The organism is Roseococcus sp. SDR (assembly GCF_019083995.1).
Taxonomy (GTDB): Bacteria; Pseudomonadota; Alphaproteobacteria; order Acetobacterales; family Acetobacteraceae; genus Roseococcus.
This window is the reverse complement of sequence record NZ_JAHRCU010000012.1, coordinates 123,070-140,616: the sequence shown is the minus strand read 5'-3', so window position 1 is coordinate 140,616 and position 17,547 is coordinate 123,070. Positions and strand designations below refer to the sequence as shown.

Below are 17,547 nucleotides of genomic sequence, written 5' to 3'. Positions count from 1 at the left end.
GCGCCGGCCGCTGTGCGGCCGGATCCTCGCGGGGCGGCGGCGCGTGCCATGCCGGTGCTACTCAACGAGCACCAGCGGCTCGCCGTATTCCACGGGCATGCCGGATTCCACCAGGATGCGCGTGACCGTGCCGGAGCGGCTGGCCTTGATCTGGTTGAAGGTCTTCATCGCCTCGATCAGCAGCACCGTCTGCCCGGCGCTCACCTTGGCGCCGACCGTGATGAAGGGCGCGGCCCCCGGCTCGGGCGAGAGATAGGCCACACCCACCATGGGCGAGGTGATCAGGCCCGGATGCTTCGGGTCGATCGCGTCCGAATCCCCCGCGGGCGCGGCAGCGGGTGCCGCGGCCGGAGCCGCTGAGGCGGGCGCACCCATCGCCATCGGCATCTGCATGGGCATCGGCATGGACGGCGCCGCGAAATACTGCGGCGCCGCCACGGGCGCCTGCGGAATGATCCGCGCCACGCGGATGCGCGATTCCTTCTCCGAGAGCTCGATCTCGGTCAGGTCCGTCTCACGGAGGATTTCCGCGAGCTTGCGGATCGCGTCCGCGTCGAACTGAATGCCGCTGGTCATGCGTCGTCATCCTCGTTTCCGCCGACAAGGTTCGCCATGGCCTGCAGCGCCAGGGCATAGCCCGCAACGCCCAGGCCGGCGATCACGCCGGTGGCGGCCTTGGAGACCAGGCTGTGCTGCCGGAACTCCTCGCGCCGATGAATATTGGTGATATGGACCTCGATCACCGGGAGGCCTGCGGCGAGCAGCGCGTCCAGGATGGCGACCGAGGTGGTGGTGTAGCCGGCCGGGTTGATCACGATGCCCGCGGCGCGGCCGCGGCATTCCTGGATCCAGGAGACCAGCTCCCCTTCCGTGTTGGACTGCCGGAAATCGATCGCGAGCCCAAGCTCCTCCGCCGCCTCGGCGCAGAGATTCTCCACATCATCGAGCGTCGCCGTGCCGTATTTCTCCGGCTCGCGCGTGCCCAGCATGTTGAGGTTGGGGCCGTTGAGGACGGCGATCAGGTTCATGGCGTTTCGGTCAAACAGGAAAGGGATTGGCCGGGCTAGCATGGGGCATGCGCCAGCGGCAAGCGCGCCCCCGGCTTGCGCAGCGGCCCCGGCCGACCCAGATTGCCCCGAACCAAGGGGAGCCCCCCACCCAGGGGCTGAGAGTCCGCGATGGCGCGGTGACCCTACGAACCTGATCCGGGTCATGCCGGCGAAGGGATGGAAGAACCACTTCCCCCCGTCGCTGCCGTGGCCCCGTTTGCGGGAGTGCGCGTGCGATGTCCGAGCTGGCTGAACGCCTGAAGCTCACCGTGAATGGCGAGGCGCGGCGCGTGCCGGCCGGCCTGACCGTGGCCGGGCTGCTGGCCGAGATCGGCCTGGCCGAGCGCAAGGTGGCCGTGGAGCGCAACCTCGAGATCGTGCCGCGTTCCCAATACGCGACGACGGCGCTGGCCGAGGGCGACGCCATCGAGATCGTTCATTTCATCGGGGGTGGCTGAGACGTGACCGAAGACAGCTGGGAAGTCGCCGGGCGCCGCTTCACCTCGCGCCTCATCGTCGGCACGGGGCGCTACAAATCGCTGGAGGAAACGCGCGACAGCATCGCGGCGAGCGGCGCCGAGATCGTCACGGTGGCCGTGCGCCGGGTGAACCTGAGCGACCCCTCGGCGCCCATGCTGCAGGATTTCGTGCCGCCGGACCGTTACACTTACTTACCCAACACCGCCGGCTGCTTCACCGCGCAGGATGCGGTGCGCACGCTGCGCTTGGCGCGCGAGGCGGGTGGCTGGAACCTGGTGAAGCTGGAGGTGCTGGGCCCGCCGCCCTTCCTCTACCCCGACATGGCCGCGACCTTCGAGGCCGCCGCCGCGCTGATCGCCGATGGCTTCGAGGTGATGGTCTATTGCGCGGATGACCCGGTGGCCGCGAAGCGCCTGGAAGAGATGGGCTGTGTCGCCATCATGCCGCTGGGCGCGCCCATCGGCTCGGGCATGGGGGTCGTGAACCCCTACATGATCCGCGCCATCAAGGCGGCGGCCAAGGTGCCGGTTCTGGTGGATGCCGGCATCGGCACGGCGAGCGAGGCCGCCTTCGCCATGGAACTGGGCTGCGACGCGGTGCTGCTGAACAGCGCCATCGCGCATGCGCAGAACCCCGTGAAGATGGCGGAGGCCATGAAGCACGCCGTCATCGCCGGGCGCGCCGCCCACCTCGCGGGCCGCATGCCGCGCGACTACAAGGCCGATGCCTCCAGCCCCATGACGGGGCTGATCCGCTGAGATAGCCTTCCCCCAACCAGATCAGGGGGAAACATCATGGATCTCGGCATCAAGGGCCGCACCGCCATCGTCTGCGCGGCCTCCAAGGGCCTGGGGCGCGGCTGCGCCTTCGCGCTCGCCCGCGAGGGCGTCTCGCTCGTCATTTCCGCGCGCGGGGGCGAGGCGCTGGAGGCCACCGCGACTGCCATCCGCGCCGAGACCGGCGTCCCGGTCACCACCGTGCAGGGCGATGTGACCACCGAGGCCGGGCGCGCCGCGCTGCTGGCCGCCTGCCCGGAGCCGGACATCCTGATCACCAATGCCGGCGGGCCGCCGCAGGGCGAGTTTTCCCAGTTCGAGCTGGACGATTGGCGCCGGGCGGTGGAGGCGAACATGCTCACCCCCATCGCGCTGATCCGTGCCGTGCTGCCGGCCATGCAGGCGCGCCGCTTCGGGCGAATCCTGAACATCACCAGCTATTCCGTGAAGATGCCGATCGGCCGGCTGGAGCTGTCCAACGGCGCCCGCGCGGGCCTGACCGGAGCGCTGGCCTCGCTGGCGCGGCGCGTGGCACCCCACAACGTGACGATCAACCACCTGCTGCCCGGGCCCTTCGACACGGACCGCGTGCGGGGGAACTGGGAGGTGGTGGCCAAGGGCGGCGGCGCCGATGTGGCGGAGCTGGAGCGCCGCGCCGTGGCCGGCATCCCGGCCGGGCGGCTCGGCACGGCCGAGGAATTCGGCGCCTTCGCGGCCTTCTTCTGCTCGGTGCATGCGGGTTTCACCACCGGCCAGAGCATCCTGCTCGACGGCGGCTCGTATCCGGGAACCTTGTAACGGCCCTCAGACGCCGGGCGCCGCCGGCCGAAGGCCGGCTGATTTATTGATGCCCTCAAACGCCGGGCGCGCGCTCCGCGCGCTTGGCTTCGGATCGCTGAAGCGATCCGGCTCGGCTATTCGCCTCGCATACTCGGTTGGCGTGCCCTCAGGCGCCGGGCGCCGCCTCCGGCGGCTTGGCTTCGCCGCGCGACGGGTGCGCCGGGCCATGAAGTCAGTTGGGCGGCGCCGGCCGCGTTGCGGCCGGATTCTTGGAGGTCAGCTCTCGACCGGAGTGGGGTGACGCTCACCGAATCGGCCCCCGCCCCGATGCGCCTTGCGCAATCCTGACACGCGCCGGAAACACTCCTGCCGCCCCCGGGGCGATTCCGGCATTTTCCCGTGACCCCCCGGGGGGCTTTCGGCGGGGTTTCCGGCGCCCCCGGGGGGAGACGCGAAAAAACTTCGCCCATCCGGGATTTCCCGCTTGCATGCTGGTGCGGGGGGTTCTACATCGCGCCTCACAAGACGCAGTACGCACGTGCCTCTGGCCCCAGGCCCACGGAGCTGAGCCCCGAATAAGGCTTGCCACCGCGGCGCAAGGTTTACGCAACGACGTCAAGCGTTCTGGCAACCCCGTGGCTCACCCCACGGTCTTCTTCTGGTCGCTGGTTCGTTCGACCGTTTCGTCAATCTGGGGCCACCCCTGACGGGGTCGGTTCCACTTGTTTGTGGAGTATCGTGCGATGACCCCCAAGGTCGCTCGCTACCTGGCGGACACCCAGCCGGCCACGCCCTGCCTCGTGCTGGATGTGGACCGCGTCGCGCACAACTTCGCCCGCCTCCAGCAGGCGATGCCCCTGGCGCGCATCTATTACGCCGTGAAGGCCAATCCGGCCGCCCCGATCCTCGATCGGCTGGTGGAGCTCGGCTCCTTCTTCGACGCCGCCTCCTTCCAGGAGGTCGAGATGTGCCTGGCCTCGGGCGCCGCGCCGGATTCCATCTCCTACGGCAACACCATCAAGCGCGAGCGCGACATCGCCGCCGCCTATGCGGCCGGTGTGCGCATGTTCGCCTTCGACAGCGAGATGGAGCTGGAGAAGCTCGCGCGTTCCGCGCCGGGCAGCCGCGTCTATTGCCGCATCCTGGTGGGCAATGACGGCGCCGAATGGCCGCTCAGCCGCAAGTTCGGCTGCGAGGTCGAGATGGCGCGCAAGCTCATGATCCGCGCGGGTGAGCTCGGGCTCGATGCCTTCGGCCTCTCCTTCCATGTCGGCAGCCAGCAGACCAAGACCGTCGCCTATGAGGCGGCGATCGCCAAGGTCGCCATGCTCTTCACCGACCTCGCCGAGGCCGGCGTGAAGATCCGCATGGTGAATCTCGGTGGCGGCTATCCGGTGCGCTACAAGGCGGAAGTGCCCGAGATCGACGATTTCGGCTCCGCCATCATGGGCGCCATGGCCGAGCATTTCGGCAATGCCATCCCCGAGATCGTGATCGAGCCGGGCCGCTTCCTGGTGGCCGATGCGGGCGTGGTCTCGTCCGAGGTCGTGCTGGTCAGCCGCAAGGCCGAGAATGATCCGGTGCGCTGGGTCTATCTCGACATCGGCCGCTTCGGCGGCCTGGCGGAGACCGAGGGCGAGGCGATCAAATACGCCTTCCGCACGCCGCATGACGGCGCGGCCGAGGGTCCCGTGACCATCGCGGGCCCGACCTGCGACAGCACGGACACGCTCTATGAGAAGAGCAACTACCGTCTGCCGCTGGCGCTGACCGCCGGGGACCGCGTGGAGCTGCTGGCCACCGGCGCCTATGTGACGACCTATGCGAGCCAGAAGTTCAACGGCTTCGAGCCGCTGGCCGAACACTACATCTGAAGGCAGGTCAGGCTTTCGGCGGCTGGGGCTCCAGCCGCCTTTTTCCGTTGCCTTTCTGGGCAAAAATTCCTACAGTCTGCCGGCTGTTTGGCAGTCGCATCCGTCACATTCCGCATGCCCCGCGGGCCGGAGCATTTGTCCGAAAGGCCCCGTCTCACGGCGGTAAGATCGTAAGATAGTAAGGAATCGGGGTCTGGGGCCAATGGCCCCAGCCGCCGGAGGCCCTTTTACTTACCCCGCCGCTCGCGCCACCGGCGCCCAGCGCGCCGTCTCTTCCACCACGAAGGCCAGCATCTGCGCCCCGCTCAATTGGCCCAGCGAGGCGAGCCCCAGCGCGTCCATGCGTTCGCGCACCACGGCTTCCTGCATCGCGGCCTGGCACACTTCGTTGATGCGCGCCGCGATGGCGGGCGGGATGCCGGCCGGGCCCGCCAGCAGGAACCAGTTGTTCGCGACCACCGAGGGGAAGCCCGATTCCCGCACCGTCGGCACATTCGGGAAGATGCTGATGCGCTCGGCGCTGGTGAAGGCCAGCGCGCGCAAGGCGCCCTGCCGCACCGAGCCGGCATGGGCGCCGATTGTGTCCCACAGCGAGGTGACATCGCCGGAGAGCACCGCCGCCTGTGCCTCGGGCGCGCCACGGAAGGGCACGTGCAGCAGCTTCACGCCCACCGCCTGCTCGAAGAGCATGCCGGCGAGATGCCCGATGGAGCCCGCGCCGGAATTGCCGAAGCTGATCCCCTCCGGCCGGGCGCGGGCCGCGGCGGCGTAGTCCTGGATCGTCTGGTAGGGGCTTTGCGCGCGCACCGCGCAGACGATGGGCGCGCCGCCGAACATGGTGATGTAGGTGAAGCTCTCCGGCCGATAGGTGATATTGGCCATGAGCGTGGGCGCGACGGTGAGCGGCCCGGTGTTGGTGATGAGCAGCGTGTGGCCGTCGGGGGCCGATTGCGCCGCCTGGGCCGTGCCGACCGAGCCGCCGGCGCCGGGCCTGGCCTCCACCACGAAGGGCTGGCCGAAGGCGCGCTCCAGCCGCTCGCTCATCAGGCGCATCACCACATCGGTGGTGCCGCCGGGCGAATAGGGGTTGATGACGCGCACCGGGCGGCTGGGCCAGGCCGGTTGCGCGCTGACCGTCACCGGCGCGGCGAGAGCCGTGCCCAGGATCAGGCGGCGGGACAGGCGCATGGGCTCACTCCTGCTGAAAGGCGCGGCAGAAACCGGGGAAATCCGGCGCCGCGCCCCCAACGGAGCGAAATTCATGCCAGGGCGTTCAGCCCTTCCCGGCCACCACGACCATGGCGGGCTTCAGCAAGCGGCCATTCAGCGTCCAGGCGCTGGTCCAGGCTTGCAGCACGGTGCCGGGCTCCACGCCTTCCGGCGCGGGGGCTTCGCTCATCGCCTGGTGCAGCTCGGGGTCGAAGGGCTGGCCCTCGGCCGGCTTGCGATGCACGCCATGGGTTTCCAGGCGCTGCAGCAGGAAGCGCTCCACGCCCTCGAAGCCGCCGCGCATCTTGCCGATGATCTCGGCCTCGCCCTCTTCGGCCTTGGGGAGGAGGTCCAGGCCACGCCGCAGGTTTTCCGCCACTTCCGTCATGTCGGTGGCGAATTTCTGCACGGCGTAGTTGCGCGCCTTCTCCACCTCATCCTTGCCGCGGTTGCGGACGTTCTGGACCTCGGCCTCGGCGCGCAGCCAGCGGTCCTTCATCTCGGCCAGCTCGGCCTCGAGGGCGGCGATGCGCTCCTCGGGGGTGGGGGCGGGCGGGGGCGCGTCAGGGGTCTCCGGCGCGGCTTCGGCCGGGGTTGGGTTGGGTTGTTCGCTCATGGCAAAGAGGTAGGCGCGTGGCGGCGCGGGATCAACCCAGCAGCCGGCCAATGACCCGCGCGGTGTAGTCCACCACCGGGATCACGCGGCCATAGTTGATGCGCGAGGGGCCGATCACGCCGATGGCACCCACGATCTTCTCCTGCCCATTGCGGAAGGGGGCCACCACCACCGAAAGCCCGGCCGTGGAGAAGATGCCGCTTTCGGCGCCGATGAAGATCTGCACGCCCTCGCCGCGCTGGGCGAGTTCCAGCAGCTTGAGCGTGGTTTCCTGTGCCTCCAGCCGCTCGAACAGCGCCTGGATTTCCTGCACGCGGGCCAGGTTCTCCATGTTCTCCAGCAGCCGCGCCTGACCGCGCAGGATCAGGGAACCACTTCCTCCGCCCGCCCAGGTCGCCATCCCGGCCTCCACCACCTGGGTGGTCAGCGCGTCCAGCGCGGTACGGTTGGCCGCGATCTCGGCCATCACATTGGCGCGCGTCTCATCCAGCGTGCGCTCGGAGAGGCGGGCGTTCAGGTAGTTGCCGGCCTGCACCAGCGCCGAGGGCGGCAGGCCGGGCGGCACCTCGATGACGCGGTTCTCGACGCGGCCATCGCCCTGCACCAGCACCACCAGCGCGCGGCCGGGGCCCAAGGGCACGAATTCGATATGGCGCAGCGGCGCCTCGCCCTTGGGCGCCACGACGAGGCCGGCCGCACCCGCGAGGCCCGAGAGCATCTGCCCGGCTTCCGCCAGCGTGTCCTGGAGCGAGCGTCCATGCGCGGCGCAGCGGGCGGCGATCTCGGCGCGCTCCTCCTCGGCCAGGTCGCCGAATTCGAGCAAGCCATCCACGAAAAGGCGCAGGCCCTGCTGCGTCGGCAGGCGGCCGGCGCTGGTGTGCGGCGCGTAGAGCAGACCGGCCTCTTCCAGATCCGCCATCACATTGCGGATGGAGGCGGGCGAGAGGTTCAGCGGCAGGCGGCGCGAGAGGGTGCGGCTGCCCACGGGCTCGCCGGTCGCGACATAGACCTCCACCAGCTCGCGCAGCACTGCCGTCGAGCGGGGGTCCAGGGCGCTGGTGGCGATACTCGGCACCGCGACGAGGGGTGTCTTCAAGGGGGTGTGCATCGCTGGGACTAAGCTTGGTTATCCGGGGCCCTTTGGTCAACCTTCCCAGCTCCGCCCCTGGTCATGCGGGCCCGCTTGTGCTGAGTGCCGCGGCAGAACGCCAAAAGGAATGCCCACCATGCGCCCATCCGGCCGCGCCCCCGACGCCCTGCGCCCGATCTCCATCGAAACCGGCATCGCCAAGCATGCGGAGGGCTCCTGCCTCATCCGCATGGGCAACACCGAGGTCCTGTGCGCCGCCAGCCTGGAGGCGCGCGTGCCGCCCTTCCTGCGCAACCAGGGCCTGGGCTGGGTGACGGCCGAATACGGCATGCTGCCGCGCGCCACCCACACGCGCGGCGACCGTGAGGCGGCGCGCGGCAAGCAGTCCGGCCGCACGCAGGAAATCCAGCGCCTGATCGGCCGTTCGCTCCGCGCCGTGACCGACCGCAAGGCGATGGGCGAGATGACCGTGACGCTGGATTGCGACGTGATCAACGCCGATGCCGGCACGCGCTGCGCCGCCATCACCGGCGCCTGGGTCGCGCTGCACCTGGCCTTCCAGCACGCCAGGCGCAACAACATCCTGAGCGCGATTCCGCTGACGGATCATGTCGCCGCGATTTCCTGCGGGATTGCGAATGGCGAGGCGATCATTGACCTCGACTATGCCGAGGACAGCACGGCGGATGCCGACGCCAACTTCGTGCTCGCCGGCAATGGCAACCTGATCGAGGTGCAGGCCACGGCGGAGGGCGCGCCTTTCAGCGAGGCGCAGTTCCTGGCGATGCTCGACATGGCCCGCGACGGCGTGGCGCAGCTGGTGGCGGCGCAGAAGGCCGCCGTGGGGCTGTGAGGAAACTCGCGCCGGGCCGGCTGGTTCTCGCCAGCCACAATGCGGGCAAGCTGCGCGAATTCTCCGCGCTGCTGGCGCCGCATGGCCTGGAGCTGACCTCCGCCGGCGCGCTCGGCCTGCCCGAGCCGGCGGAGACGGGCACGACCTTCATCGAGAACGCCACGATCAAAGCGCTGGCCGCGACGCGCGCCACCGGCCTGCCGGCGCTGGCGGATGACAGCGGCGTGGCGGTCGCCGCGCTGGGCGGCGCGCCCGGCGTCTACACCGCCGATTGGGCGATGCGGCCGGATGGCACGCGCGACTATGCCGCCGCCATGGCGCGCATCGCCGCCGAGGATCGCAGCGCGCGGCGGCGCTGCGCCTTTGTCGCCGTGCTGGTGCTGGCCTGGCCGGATGGCCATACCGAAGCCTTCGAAGGCATCTGCGCCGGGCATTGGGTGGCGCCGCCGCGCGGCGCGCAGGGCTTCGGCTATGATCCGATGTTCGTGCCGGATGGCGCGGTGCTGACCTTCGGCGAGATGACGCCGGAGGAGAAAGCGCGGCACAGCCACCGGGCGCGGGCCTTCGCCGCGCTGGCCAGAGGTTGCTTGGCGTAAGCGAGGGGCTCTGCCCCTCGACCCCGGCAGGGAACTCGTTCCCTGCACCCATCTTTGATGAAGGTCCAGGAAACTTGTTTCCTGGTGGGTGAGCGCGAGAGGGCAAAGCCCTCTCGCAGGGCGTTCAGCCCGCCTTTTTCAGAAATCCAGCAAAGGCCGCCTGCGCCTCCGGGCTACGCAGCCTTTCGCCGAAGCTCACGCGCTCCGCCGCCATCGCGGCCTTCACGGCGTCCAGATGCGGCGCGCGGATCAGGCGCTTGGATTCCTGCACCGAGCCGGGCGGGAGCGCGGCCAGCGTGGCCGCCATCTGCGCCGCCGTCGCCTCCACCTCGTCATCGGCCACGGCGCGCGTGGCGAGGCCGGCGGCGGCGGCATCGGCGCCGCTGAAGCCGGCGCTGGCCAGCAGCCACCAATTGGCGATGGCAGGACCGACGCGGGCCGGCATGAGCAGCGAGGAGCCGGCCTCGGGGCAGAGGGCGAGGCGCGTGAAGGGCATCATCAGCCGCGCCGTCTCGCTGGCCACCACCACGTCGCAATGCAGCAGCATGGTGGTGCCGATGCCCACCGCATTGCCGCGCACGGCGGCGACGACGGGCTTCTGGAAGGCGAGGATGGCCTCGAGGAAATCGAAGGCCGCGCCGGGGTCCTTCGGGTCGCGCTCGCCGGCCTTGGCGAAGTCGCCGATGTCGTTGCCCGCGGTGAAATCAGCACCGCCGGCCAGCAGCACGACATGCACGGCATCCTCGGCGGCGGCGGCGTGCAGCCCGGCGGCCATGCCGCGATACATGTCGCGCGTCAGGGCGTTCTTCTTCTCCGGCCGGTTGAGGCGGATGGTCATGACGGCGCCGTGGCGCTCGGTCAGCACATGTTCGGTCACTGCGTTTCCCCCATTGTTGGGAGGATGATTCACCGCTTCGGTGTTCCACCTCAGCGGATCATGCTCCTTCGAAGGGAGTAGATCAGAAGATCGCGGCGAAGGGGAGGATGCGGATGGCTTCGCCCGGCGCCAGTTCCGTGACGCTCTCGGGCAGCTCCGCGAAACCGTCGGATTGCGTCAGCGAGGTGAGCAGGCCAGCCCCCTCGCGCGGGAATTTCTGGGCGACGAGGCCGGATTCGGTCTCAGCCAGCGTCACGCGCACATATTCGCGCCGGCCCTGCTTCTTGCGGTAGGCGAAGCCGCTGATGGCGGGGACGCGCAGCAGCGCCTCGGGCGCGGCGCCGGCGAGGCGCAGGGCGAGTGGCCGCACCAGATGCAGGAAGGTGACGACGGCGGCCACCGGATTGCCGGGCAGCCCCACCATGGGCACGCCATTCACCACGCCCATCGCGGCCGGGCGCCCCGGCTTCACGGCGAGGCGCCAGAAGACGAGCTTGCCCGCGCCCTCGATGGCAGCGCGGACGTGATCCTCCTCGCCGGTCGAGACACCGCCGGAGGTGACCAGCAAGTCCTGTGTCGCGGCGGCCTCTTCCAGCGCGCGCGCGGTGGCGTCGGCGCGGTCGGGCAGGATGCCGAGGTCGGTCACCTGCACGGGCAGGCGCGCCAGCATGGCCATCAGCGTGAAGCGGTTGCTGTCGAAGGTCTGCGCCGGGCCGAGGGCAGCGCCGGGTGAGGCGAGTTCATCGCCCGTGGAAAACACGCCCACGCGCAGCAAGGGGCGCACCGGCAGCGCGGCGAAGCCCAGCGCGGCGGCGAGGCCGAGTTCGGGCGCGCGCAGGCGGCGGCCCTCGGGCAGGGCCTCGCTGCCAGCAGCGACATCCTCGCCGGCGGGGCGGGCATTGGCGCCGCGCTTCAGGCCGGGCGGGAGCAGCAACGCGTCGCCCTCGAGCCGCGCATCCTCCTGCATCATCACCGTGTCCGCGCCCTCGGGCATGGGGGCACCGGTGAAGATGCGCGCGGCGGTGCCGGGCGTGACGGCCTGGCCCGCATGCCCGGCGGCGATGCGCCCGGCGAGCGTGAGGCGCGTCTCGCCCTGGGGCGCGAGGTCGGCATGGCGGAAGGCATAGCCATCCACCGCCGAGTTGAAGAAGGGCGGCAGCGGCGTTTGCGCCACCAGCGGCGCGGCCAGGACGCGGCCGAGTGCCGCGCGCAGCGGCACGGGCTCCACGCCCGGCAGCGGCGCCACGCGCTCCAGGATCAGCGCTTGCGCCTGCTCCACCGTGAGCAGCGGGCCGCCGAAGGCAAAGCAGTCATCGGAGAGCTGCGCCATGGGTCAGGGCCAGTCGATGGCGAGGCGCAGCGCGGCATCCGCGATGCTGGGAATGTCATCCAGATGCACCCAGCCAGGCGCGCCGGGCGGCGGCGCCACATCGCTCGCCACCAGGCCGATGCAGGGATCGCCCGGATGCAGCCAGGGCTTGCCGTTGGCGGCGCGATGGATCTCGATCTTCGGATGCGCCTCGCGCTTGAAACCCTCGACGAGGACAAGGTCCACCGGGGAGAGATGCGTCAGCAGTTCCGCCAGCCCCGGTTCCGGCGCGTCGCGATGCTCGGTCATCAGCGCCCAGCGTTTCGCGGAGGCCACCAGCACCTGCGCTGCGCCGGCCGCGCGATGCTCGAAGGAATCCTTGCCCGGCTTGTCCACGTCGAATTCATGATGCGCGTGCTTGAGGGTGGAGACGCGAAGCCCCCGCCCCCGCAATTCCGGAATGAGCCGGGTGAGCAGCGTGGTCTTGCCCGCGCCGCTCCATCCCGCAAGGCCGATGATGCGCATGGGGGCCTTTCAACCCCCCAGGCGCGGCGCGTCAAGCATGCGCGTCAGAAGCGATAGGCCACACCCGCCGTGATGGTCTGGAAGGTGGCGAAGTTGTAGGTCGTGTCATTGTCCACACCGCCGGTCAGCATGCGCCAGCCCAGCGTCGCCTGCCATTGCGGCGTCAGGTCGAAACCCGCGCGCAGGCCGAGATCCACCGCGCTGCCCTGGGAGGCGGCGAGGCCATCCACCTCGCCCATCAGGCTGAGGCGCGGGGCCACGCGCCAGTCGAAGCTCGCATGCAGCAGCGGCACGAAGCCCACATTGGAATCAGCGCGGGTGATGCCGTTCTGGCTGAGGCGGATTTCGGCATCGCGGATCAGGCCGGTGAGGCCGACGCGCAGGCGGAAATCGGGCGTCTGCACCAGCGTGTAGCGATAGGTCGCGTGCCAGGTGTCGAAGCGGTAATCGCCCGTGGTGCGGACACCCGGGGCGAAGGTGGTGTTGGCGAAGTTGGTGGGGCCCAGCAGCGTGCCCGAGCCCTCATTGCGCAGATACTGGTAGGCCACCAGGAAGCCATGCCGCTCCCACGGATCCCAGGCCAGCGTGGCGCGGAAGAAGGGCGAGACCGGGTCGCCCTGCAGCGCGTTCAGGTTGAATTGCGTGCCGGTGTTACCGGGGTTGCGGACCTGGTTCTTGGTCTGGAAGGTCGCGCCGGATTCGAGGTCGAGCCGCCAGGCCGAACGGTCCTGTGCGGCGGCGCCGAAGGAAACGAAAACGGCCATCGCCGGGGCGATGGCCGCGAGAATGCGAAAGCGCATGAGAACCCCCTAAGAAAGATGGAGGTCCTGTAACCCAGAACCTCCCTCCCGCGAAAGGGGTGCCGGCCTTACTCGGCCGGCTTCACGCAAGCCTTACTCCGCGGGCTTCACGCCCGACGGCGCCACGACCTGGCGGGCCTTGGCCATCTCTTCCTCGACCCAGAGGCCGTGGTGCTCCTTGGCCCAGTTCAGGTCCACCTCGCCCGAGCCCATCGCGTCGAAGGCGCCTTCCATGCCGACCGAGCCGATGTAGATGTGCGCGATCATCGCCGCCACCATCAGCACGGAGAGGATGGAGTGGATGATGTGCGCCAGCTGCATGTCGGCCACGCCGAACTCGCCCCAGAAGGGGAAGATCAGGAAGTAGCCCGAGGCGGCGACGATGCCGCCGCCCAGCACGGTGATCCAGAACACCATCTTCTGGCCGCCATTGAAGCGGCCCGCCTTGGGGTGCCCCTTGCCGATCAGGCCGCCGCCCATCTTGAACCACTCGATATCACGGCCGTTCGGGATGTTGTCCTTCACCCAGAGCAGCAGCATGACGACGATGCCGAGCGTGAAGGGGAAGGCCACGAAATTATGCGCGATCTTGCCCCAGAGCGAGACATTGGCGAAGGCATAGGGCCCGATGATCGGCAGCAGGATATGCCGGCCGAAGGTCAGGTTCAGGCCCGTCAGACCCAGCACGATGAAGGAGGAGGCGACCATCCAGTGGTTCGCGCGCTCCAGCAGGTTGAAGCGGCTGATGGTGCGGCCGGCCGGCCCGCCCTCGATCGTGATGCGGCCGCGCGTGGCGTAGAAGGCGATGAGGATCAGCGCCATGCCGCCCACCGCGATGCCGCCGACCCAGGCCAGCGTCACATTGTGGAAGTCGCGCCAGGCCTTGCCCTGCGGCTGGATCAGCACCTCGGAGCGCGGATCGGGGATCGAGGTGCGGCCCTCGACGCGGCCGCCCTGCAACAGGCGCTGCATCTCCATCTCTTCCGCACTCACCTGGCCGCGCGCCTGGCCGCCGGGGGCGGGCTGCGCGAAGACAGGGGCCGAAAGGGCCAGCAGAAGCACCAGGAAGGGTGCGAGAATGAGCCGTTTCATGTGCATTCCTCCGGGAGGTTGCGCCTCCCTTGAAAGACTTGGCCCCGGCTTTCGCCGGGGCCGTATTTGATCAGGTGGTGATGTTCTCGCGATAGGCGGTGCGCCAGCCCCAGGCGCCCGAGCCATAGCCGCGGCGCTGCACGCGCTCACGGTAGATGGTCGCGATCATCTCGCCATCGCCGGCCAGCAGCGCCTTGGTGGAGCACATCTCGGCGCAGAGCGGCAGCTTGCCCTCGGCCAGGCGGTTGCTGCCGTACTGCGTGTACTCCACGCGCGTGTTGTCCTGCTGCGGACCACCGGCGCAATAGGTGCACTTGTCCATCTTGCCGCGGCCGCCGAAGTTGCCGACGCGCGGATATTGCGGCGCGCCGAAGGGGCAGGCGTAGAAGCAATAGCCGCAGCCGATGCAGGTGTCCTTGTCGTGCAGCACCACGGCATCCGCCGTGGTGTAGAAGCACGAGGTCGGGCAGACGGCGGCGCAGGGCGCATCCGTGCAGTGCATGCAGGCCATGGAGATCGAGCGCTCGCCGGGCTTGCCGTCATTGATGGTGACGACGCGGCGGCGATTGATGCCCCAGGGCACCTCGTGCTCGTTCTTGCAGGCGGTGACGCAGGCGTTGCACTCGATGCAGCGATCCGCGTCGCACAGGAACTTCATGCGGGCCATGTCGTTTCTCCCTTAAGCCGCACGGATCTGGCAGATGGTGACCTTGGTTTCCTGCATGAAGGTCACCGGGTCATAGCCGTAGCTGGTCACGGCGTTCACCGACTCGCCGAGCACGATCGGGTCCGTGCCCTGCGGGTACTTGGAACGCTGGTCGGTGCCCTGGAACCAGCCGGCGAAGTGGAAGGGCATGAAGGCCACGCCCGGGCCCACGCGCTCCGTCACCAGCGCCTTCACGCGGGCACGGCTGTTGCTCTCGGGGCCCATGACCCAGACCCAGCTGCCGTCGCGGATGTTGCGGGCCGCGGCGTCGCGCGGGTTGATCTCCACGAACATGTCCTGCTGCAGCTCGGCCAGCCACTTGTTCGAGCGGGTCTCCTCGCCGCCGCCCTCATACTCCACCAGTCGGCCGGAGGTGAGGATGATCGGGAATTCCGCCGCCAGCTGCGGGCTGCGCGCCTGCACCGACTGGCCCAGATGCGGCAGGCGGAAGCCACGCCGGTCGGGGAGCGTCGGGAACTGGGCGATCAGGTCGTTGCGGGTGGTGTAGATCGGCTCACGGTGCACGGGGATCGGGTCGGGCAGGTTCCACGCATTGGCGCGGGCCTTGCCGTTGCCGAAGGGCGAGCAGCCATGCGCGATGGCGACGCGCTGGATGCCGCCCGAGAGGTCGGTCATCCAGGAGACGGCATCCTGGTTGGCGCCGCCCACCTGGGCGATGCTCGCCTTCTCGGCCGCCGTCAGCTCATCGAACCAGCCGAGGCGCTTCAGCACCGCCACGGTGAATTCGGGGTAGCCGTCCTGGATGTCGGAATCCTTGGACCAGCTGCCCTCGGCCAGCAGCGTCTGGCCGTTGCGCTCCAGGCCGAAGCGCGGGCGGAAGCTGCCGCCGCCATCCTTCACGGCGATGTTCGTGTTGTAGAGGATGTGGCTGCCCGGGTGGCGCATCTCCGGCGTGCCCCAGCAGGGCCAGGGCAGGCCGTAATAGTCGCCACGGATCTCGGCGGGCGCGTTCGCACCGGCGCGCAGCGTCACCAGGTCGAACTTGTCCTGGTGCTGCTGGTGCAGCTTGAGGCGCGCGGCGGAGATGCCCGAATAGCCCGTGCCCCAGGCGCCGCGGTTGATCTCGCCCAGGATGCTCTCGGCCGTGGGTTCGCCGTTCACGATCTCGTAGGGGCGGAACATTTCCTCCGCGATGCGGTAGGTCATGTTGCGCTTCGTCGCCGCGGCATCGAGCGACTTCGCGAGATCATAGATCACGCGGTAGTCGGTGCGGCTCTCGAAGATCGGGTCCACCACCTTCGAGCACCACTGCACCGAGCGGTTGGAGCTGGTGCGGCTGCCATTGCACTCGAACTGGGTCGCGATGGGCAGCAGGTAGGTGTTCTCGCGGCGGCCGGAGAGCACGGCGAAGGTCGTGGGATGCGGGTCGGCGACGACCAGCAGCTCCAGCGCCTCCAGGCCCTTCACCGCCTCGGGCATGCGGGTGACGGTGTTGCCGCCATGGCCGAAGACGATCATGCCCTTGGTGTTGTCGCGCTGCTGCACCTGATCCTTGGGCAGCAGGATCGCGTCGAAGTAGCGCGTGGTCGGGATGCCCGGGGTGTGCATCATCTGCGGCGTGTCGAAGCGCGCGCGCATGCTCTCGAAGGAGACGCCCCAGACGCGCGACCAGTGGCGCCAGGCATTCTCATCGATGCCGTAATAGGCCGGCAGCGTCGCCACATCGAGGCCGAAGTCCGACGCGCCCTGCACGTTGCAGTGGCCGCGGAAGATGTTGGCGCCCGTGCCTTCCTTGCCGACATTGCCGGTGGCCAGCAGCAGGATGGAGTAGGCGCGGACATTGGCCGTGCCGACCGTCTTCTGCGTGGCGCCCATGCACCAGATCAGCGTGGACGGCTTCTGCGTCGCGAACTTCTCGGCGACCGCGCGCAGCTGCGCACCCGGCACGCCGGTGACGCGCTCGACTTCCTGCGGCGTCCACTTCGCGACTTCCGCACGCACGTCTTCCATGCCGTGCACGCGCTGGCGGATGAACTCCTTGTCCTCCCAGCCATTCTGGAAGATGTGCCAGAGCATGCCCCAGATGATGGGGATGTCGGTGCCCGGGCGGATGCGGACATAGTCCGTCGCGTGGGCGGCCGTGCGGGTGTAGCGCGGATCGATGACGATCAGGTTGGCGCGGTTCGTCTCCTTGCCGGACAGCACGTGCTGCAGCGAGACGGGGTGCGCTTCCGCCGGGTTCCCGCCCATGATGATCATGGTCTTGGAATTGCGGATGTCGTTGTAGGAGTTGGTCTGCGCGCCGTAGCCCCAGGTGTTGGCCACACCCGCCACCGTGGTCGAGTGGCAGATGCGGGCCTGGTGGTCCACGCTGTTCGTGCCCCAGAAGGCGGCGAACTTGCGGTACAGATAGGCGCCCTCATTGGAGAACTTGGCGCTGCCGAGCAGGAAGACGGAGTCGGGGCCGGACTTCTGCCGGATCTCCATCATCTTCTCGCCGATCTCGGACATCGCGGCGTCCCAGCTCATGCGCTGCCACTGGCCGCCCACGAGCTTCATCGGGAACTTGATGCGGCGGTCGCCATGCACGAGCTCACGCACCGAGGCGCCCTTGGCGCAATGCGTGCCGCGGTTGATCGGCGATTCCCAGGCCGGCTCCTGGCCGACCCAGACGCCGTTCTGCACTTCGGCGACGACCGTGCAGCCGACGGAGCAATGCGTGCAGATGTTCTTGACGCGGGTGACCGGCTGTTCGTGGTTGATCACGCCGGTGGCGGCACCGGCCGCCTCGGCCATGCGGGGCGCGATGCCGGCGAGCGCGGCCACACCGGCACCGGCGAGGCCGGCCTGCTTGAGGAAGCCGCGGCGGTCGAGGCCGCCGGCGGAAAGGCCCTGATAGGCGGAGGCGAGGCGCTGCTTGGCGCGGACCCCGTCGGAGCGCTTGATGAGCATGG

Annotated in this window: 16 protein-coding genes, 1 pseudogene and 1 riboswitch; of the genes and pseudogenes, 5 read left to right on the top strand and 12 right to left on the bottom strand. The window is 69.3% G+C overall.

Annotated elements, in window-relative coordinates; translation table 11 throughout:
- Positions 1-57: 57 nt before the first annotated feature.
- Together accB and aroQ are read right to left on the bottom strand one after the other, a co-directional pair.
- Entirely contained in the window at positions 58-576 is a 519-nt protein-coding gene (gene accB, locus KTR66_RS14960) for an acetyl-CoA carboxylase biotin carboxyl carrier protein (protein ID WP_213613762.1), read from the bottom strand.
- The gene (aroQ, locus tag KTR66_RS14955; protein WP_213613760.1) at positions 573-1,028 is read right to left on the bottom strand and encodes a type II 3-dehydroquinate dehydratase; all 456 of its coding nucleotides are present in this window, start codon (positions 1,026-1,028) and stop codon (positions 573-575) included. The genes accB and aroQ overlap by 4 nt, the downstream gene beginning before the upstream one ends.
- A gap of 105 nt (positions 1,029-1,133) precedes the next feature.
- Positions 1,134-1,244, top strand: a riboswitch (TPP riboswitch).
- Positions 1,245-1,306: 62 nt separating this feature from the next.
- Between aroQ and thiS the strand changes: the two are divergent.
- The 3 genes and pseudogenes from thiS (at position 1,307) to KTR66_RS14940 (ending at position 4,959) form a co-directional block, all read left to right on the top strand.
- A pseudogene (thiS, locus tag KTR66_RS14950) lies at positions 1,307-2,287 on the top strand (sulfur carrier protein ThiS).
- Positions 2,288-2,323: 36 nt separating this feature from the next.
- Complete coding sequence (locus KTR66_RS14945; RefSeq protein ID WP_213613758.1) at positions 2,324-3,103, top strand: SDR family oxidoreductase; 780 nt, start codon at positions 2,324-2,326, stop codon at positions 3,101-3,103.
- A 725-nt stretch (positions 3,104-3,828) separates the two neighbouring features.
- Positions 3,829-4,959, top strand: coding sequence for a type III PLP-dependent enzyme (locus KTR66_RS14940; RefSeq protein ID WP_213613756.1), 1,131 nt, complete (start codon positions 3,829-3,831; stop codon positions 4,957-4,959).
- Between the two features lie 231 nt (positions 4,960-5,190).
- Here the strand turns inward: KTR66_RS14940 and KTR66_RS14935 are convergent, their stop codons facing one another.
- The 3 genes from KTR66_RS14935 to hrcA all read right to left on the bottom strand — a co-directional run bounded on the left by KTR66_RS14935 (position 5,191) and on the right by hrcA (position 7,880).
- Positions 5,191-6,147 carry a tripartite tricarboxylate transporter substrate binding protein gene (locus tag KTR66_RS14935; RefSeq protein WP_213613754.1) on the bottom strand — a complete coding sequence of 319 codons (957 nt, stop codon included), beginning with the start codon at positions 6,145-6,147 and terminating at the stop codon, positions 5,191-5,193.
- A gap of 85 nt (positions 6,148-6,232) precedes the next feature.
- Entirely contained in the window at positions 6,233-6,784 is a 552-nt protein-coding gene (locus tag KTR66_RS14930; RefSeq protein WP_213613752.1) for a nucleotide exchange factor GrpE, read from the bottom strand.
- A gap of 31 nt (positions 6,785-6,815) precedes the next feature.
- The gene (gene hrcA, locus KTR66_RS14925) at positions 6,816-7,880 is read right to left on the bottom strand and encodes a heat-inducible transcriptional repressor HrcA (RefSeq protein WP_371819139.1); all 1,065 of its coding nucleotides are present in this window, start codon (positions 7,878-7,880) and stop codon (positions 6,816-6,818) included.
- Positions 7,881-8,010: 130 nt separating this feature from the next.
- Between hrcA and rph the strand changes: the two genes are divergently transcribed.
- On the top strand, positions 8,011-8,727 hold the full coding sequence (gene rph / locus KTR66_RS14920) for a ribonuclease PH (RefSeq protein WP_213613748.1): 717 nt from the start codon (positions 8,011-8,013) through the stop codon (positions 8,725-8,727).
- Entirely contained in the window at positions 8,724-9,323 is a 600-nt protein-coding gene (locus KTR66_RS14915; protein WP_213613746.1) for a non-canonical purine NTP pyrophosphatase, read from the top strand. Before rph ends, KTR66_RS14915 begins: the two co-directional genes overlap by 4 nt.
- A 124-nt stretch (positions 9,324-9,447) precedes the next feature.
- On the opposite strand, the gene KTR66_RS14910 is transcribed toward KTR66_RS14915, so the two are convergent.
- The 7 genes from KTR66_RS14910 to KTR66_RS14880 all read right to left on the bottom strand — a co-directional run bounded on the left by KTR66_RS14910 (position 9,448) and on the right by KTR66_RS14880 (position 17,545).
- Positions 9,448-10,200: an enoyl-CoA hydratase-related protein gene (locus tag KTR66_RS14910; RefSeq protein WP_371819138.1), complete on the bottom strand. Its 753-nt coding sequence runs from the start codon at positions 10,198-10,200 to the stop codon at positions 9,448-9,450.
- Between the two features lie 82 nt (positions 10,201-10,282).
- The gene (glp, locus tag KTR66_RS14905) at positions 10,283-11,530 is read right to left on the bottom strand and encodes a gephyrin-like molybdotransferase Glp (protein ID WP_213613744.1); all 1,248 of its coding nucleotides are present in this window, start codon (positions 11,528-11,530) and stop codon (positions 10,283-10,285) included.
- A gap of 3 nt (positions 11,531-11,533) precedes the next feature.
- Complete coding sequence (mobB, locus tag KTR66_RS14900; RefSeq protein WP_213613742.1) at positions 11,534-12,034, bottom strand: molybdopterin-guanine dinucleotide biosynthesis protein B; 501 nt, start codon at positions 12,032-12,034, stop codon at positions 11,534-11,536.
- A 44-nt stretch (positions 12,035-12,078) separates the two neighbouring features.
- The gene (locus KTR66_RS14895) at positions 12,079-12,834 is read right to left on the bottom strand and encodes a hypothetical protein (RefSeq protein WP_213613740.1); all 756 of its coding nucleotides are present in this window, start codon (positions 12,832-12,834) and stop codon (positions 12,079-12,081) included.
- Positions 12,835-12,927: 93 nt separating this feature from the next.
- On the bottom strand, positions 12,928-13,926 hold the full coding sequence (locus tag KTR66_RS14890; RefSeq protein WP_249732146.1) for a formate dehydrogenase subunit gamma: 999 nt from the start codon (positions 13,924-13,926) through the stop codon (positions 12,928-12,930).
- A 70-nt stretch (positions 13,927-13,996) separates the two neighbouring features.
- Positions 13,997-14,593 (bottom strand): formate dehydrogenase FDH3 subunit beta, encoded by a 597-nt coding sequence (gene fdh3B / locus KTR66_RS14885; RefSeq protein WP_213613736.1) that lies wholly within the window; start codon positions 14,591-14,593, stop codon positions 13,997-13,999.
- A 12-nt stretch (positions 14,594-14,605) separates the two neighbouring features.
- Positions 14,606-17,545 (bottom strand): formate dehydrogenase subunit alpha, encoded by a 2,940-nt coding sequence (locus tag KTR66_RS14880; RefSeq protein ID WP_213613734.1) that lies wholly within the window; start codon positions 17,543-17,545, stop codon positions 14,606-14,608.
- Between the last annotated feature and the right edge of the window lie 2 nt (positions 17,546-17,547).

Excerpts from the sequence above, each read along its gene's own strand:
- KTR66_RS14880 (WP_213613734.1), bottom strand. The coding sequence starts at position 17,545 with ATGCTCATCAAGCGCTCCGACGGGGTCCGCGCCAAGCAGCGCCTCGCC.
- aroQ (WP_213613760.1), bottom strand. The coding sequence starts at position 1,028 with ATGAACCTGATCGCCGTCCTCAACGGCCCCAACCTCAACATGCTGGGC.
- KTR66_RS14935 (WP_213613754.1), bottom strand. The coding sequence starts at position 6,147 with ATGCGCCTGTCCCGCCGCCTGATCCTGGGCACGGCTCTCGCCGCGCCG.
- rph (WP_213613748.1), top strand. The coding sequence starts at position 8,011 with ATGCGCCCATCCGGCCGCGCCCCCGACGCCCTGCGCCCGATCTCCATC.
- fdh3B (WP_213613736.1), bottom strand. The coding sequence starts at position 14,593 with ATGGCCCGCATGAAGTTCCTGTGCGACGCGGATCGCTGCATCGAGTGC.
- KTR66_RS14940 (WP_213613756.1), top strand. The coding sequence starts at position 3,829 with ATGACCCCCAAGGTCGCTCGCTACCTGGCGGACACCCAGCCGGCCACG.
- mobB (WP_213613742.1), bottom strand. The coding sequence starts at position 12,034 with ATGCGCATCATCGGCCTTGCGGGATGGAGCGGCGCGGGCAAGACCACG.
- accB (WP_213613762.1), bottom strand. The coding sequence starts at position 576 with ATGACCAGCGGCATTCAGTTCGACGCGGACGCGATCCGCAAGCTCGCG.
- KTR66_RS14945 (WP_213613758.1), top strand. The coding sequence starts at position 2,324 with ATGGATCTCGGCATCAAGGGCCGCACCGCCATCGTCTGCGCGGCCTCC.
- KTR66_RS14895 (WP_213613740.1), bottom strand. The coding sequence starts at position 12,834 with ATGCGCTTTCGCATTCTCGCGGCCATCGCCCCGGCGATGGCCGTTTTC.
- KTR66_RS14890 (WP_249732146.1), bottom strand. The coding sequence starts at position 13,926 with ATGAAACGGCTCATTCTCGCACCCTTCCTGGTGCTTCTGCTGGCCCTT.
- glp (WP_213613744.1), bottom strand. The coding sequence starts at position 11,530 with ATGGCGCAGCTCTCCGATGACTGCTTTGCCTTCGGCGGCCCGCTGCTC.
- KTR66_RS14930 (WP_213613752.1), bottom strand. The coding sequence starts at position 6,784 with ATGAGCGAACAACCCAACCCAACCCCGGCCGAAGCCGCGCCGGAGACC.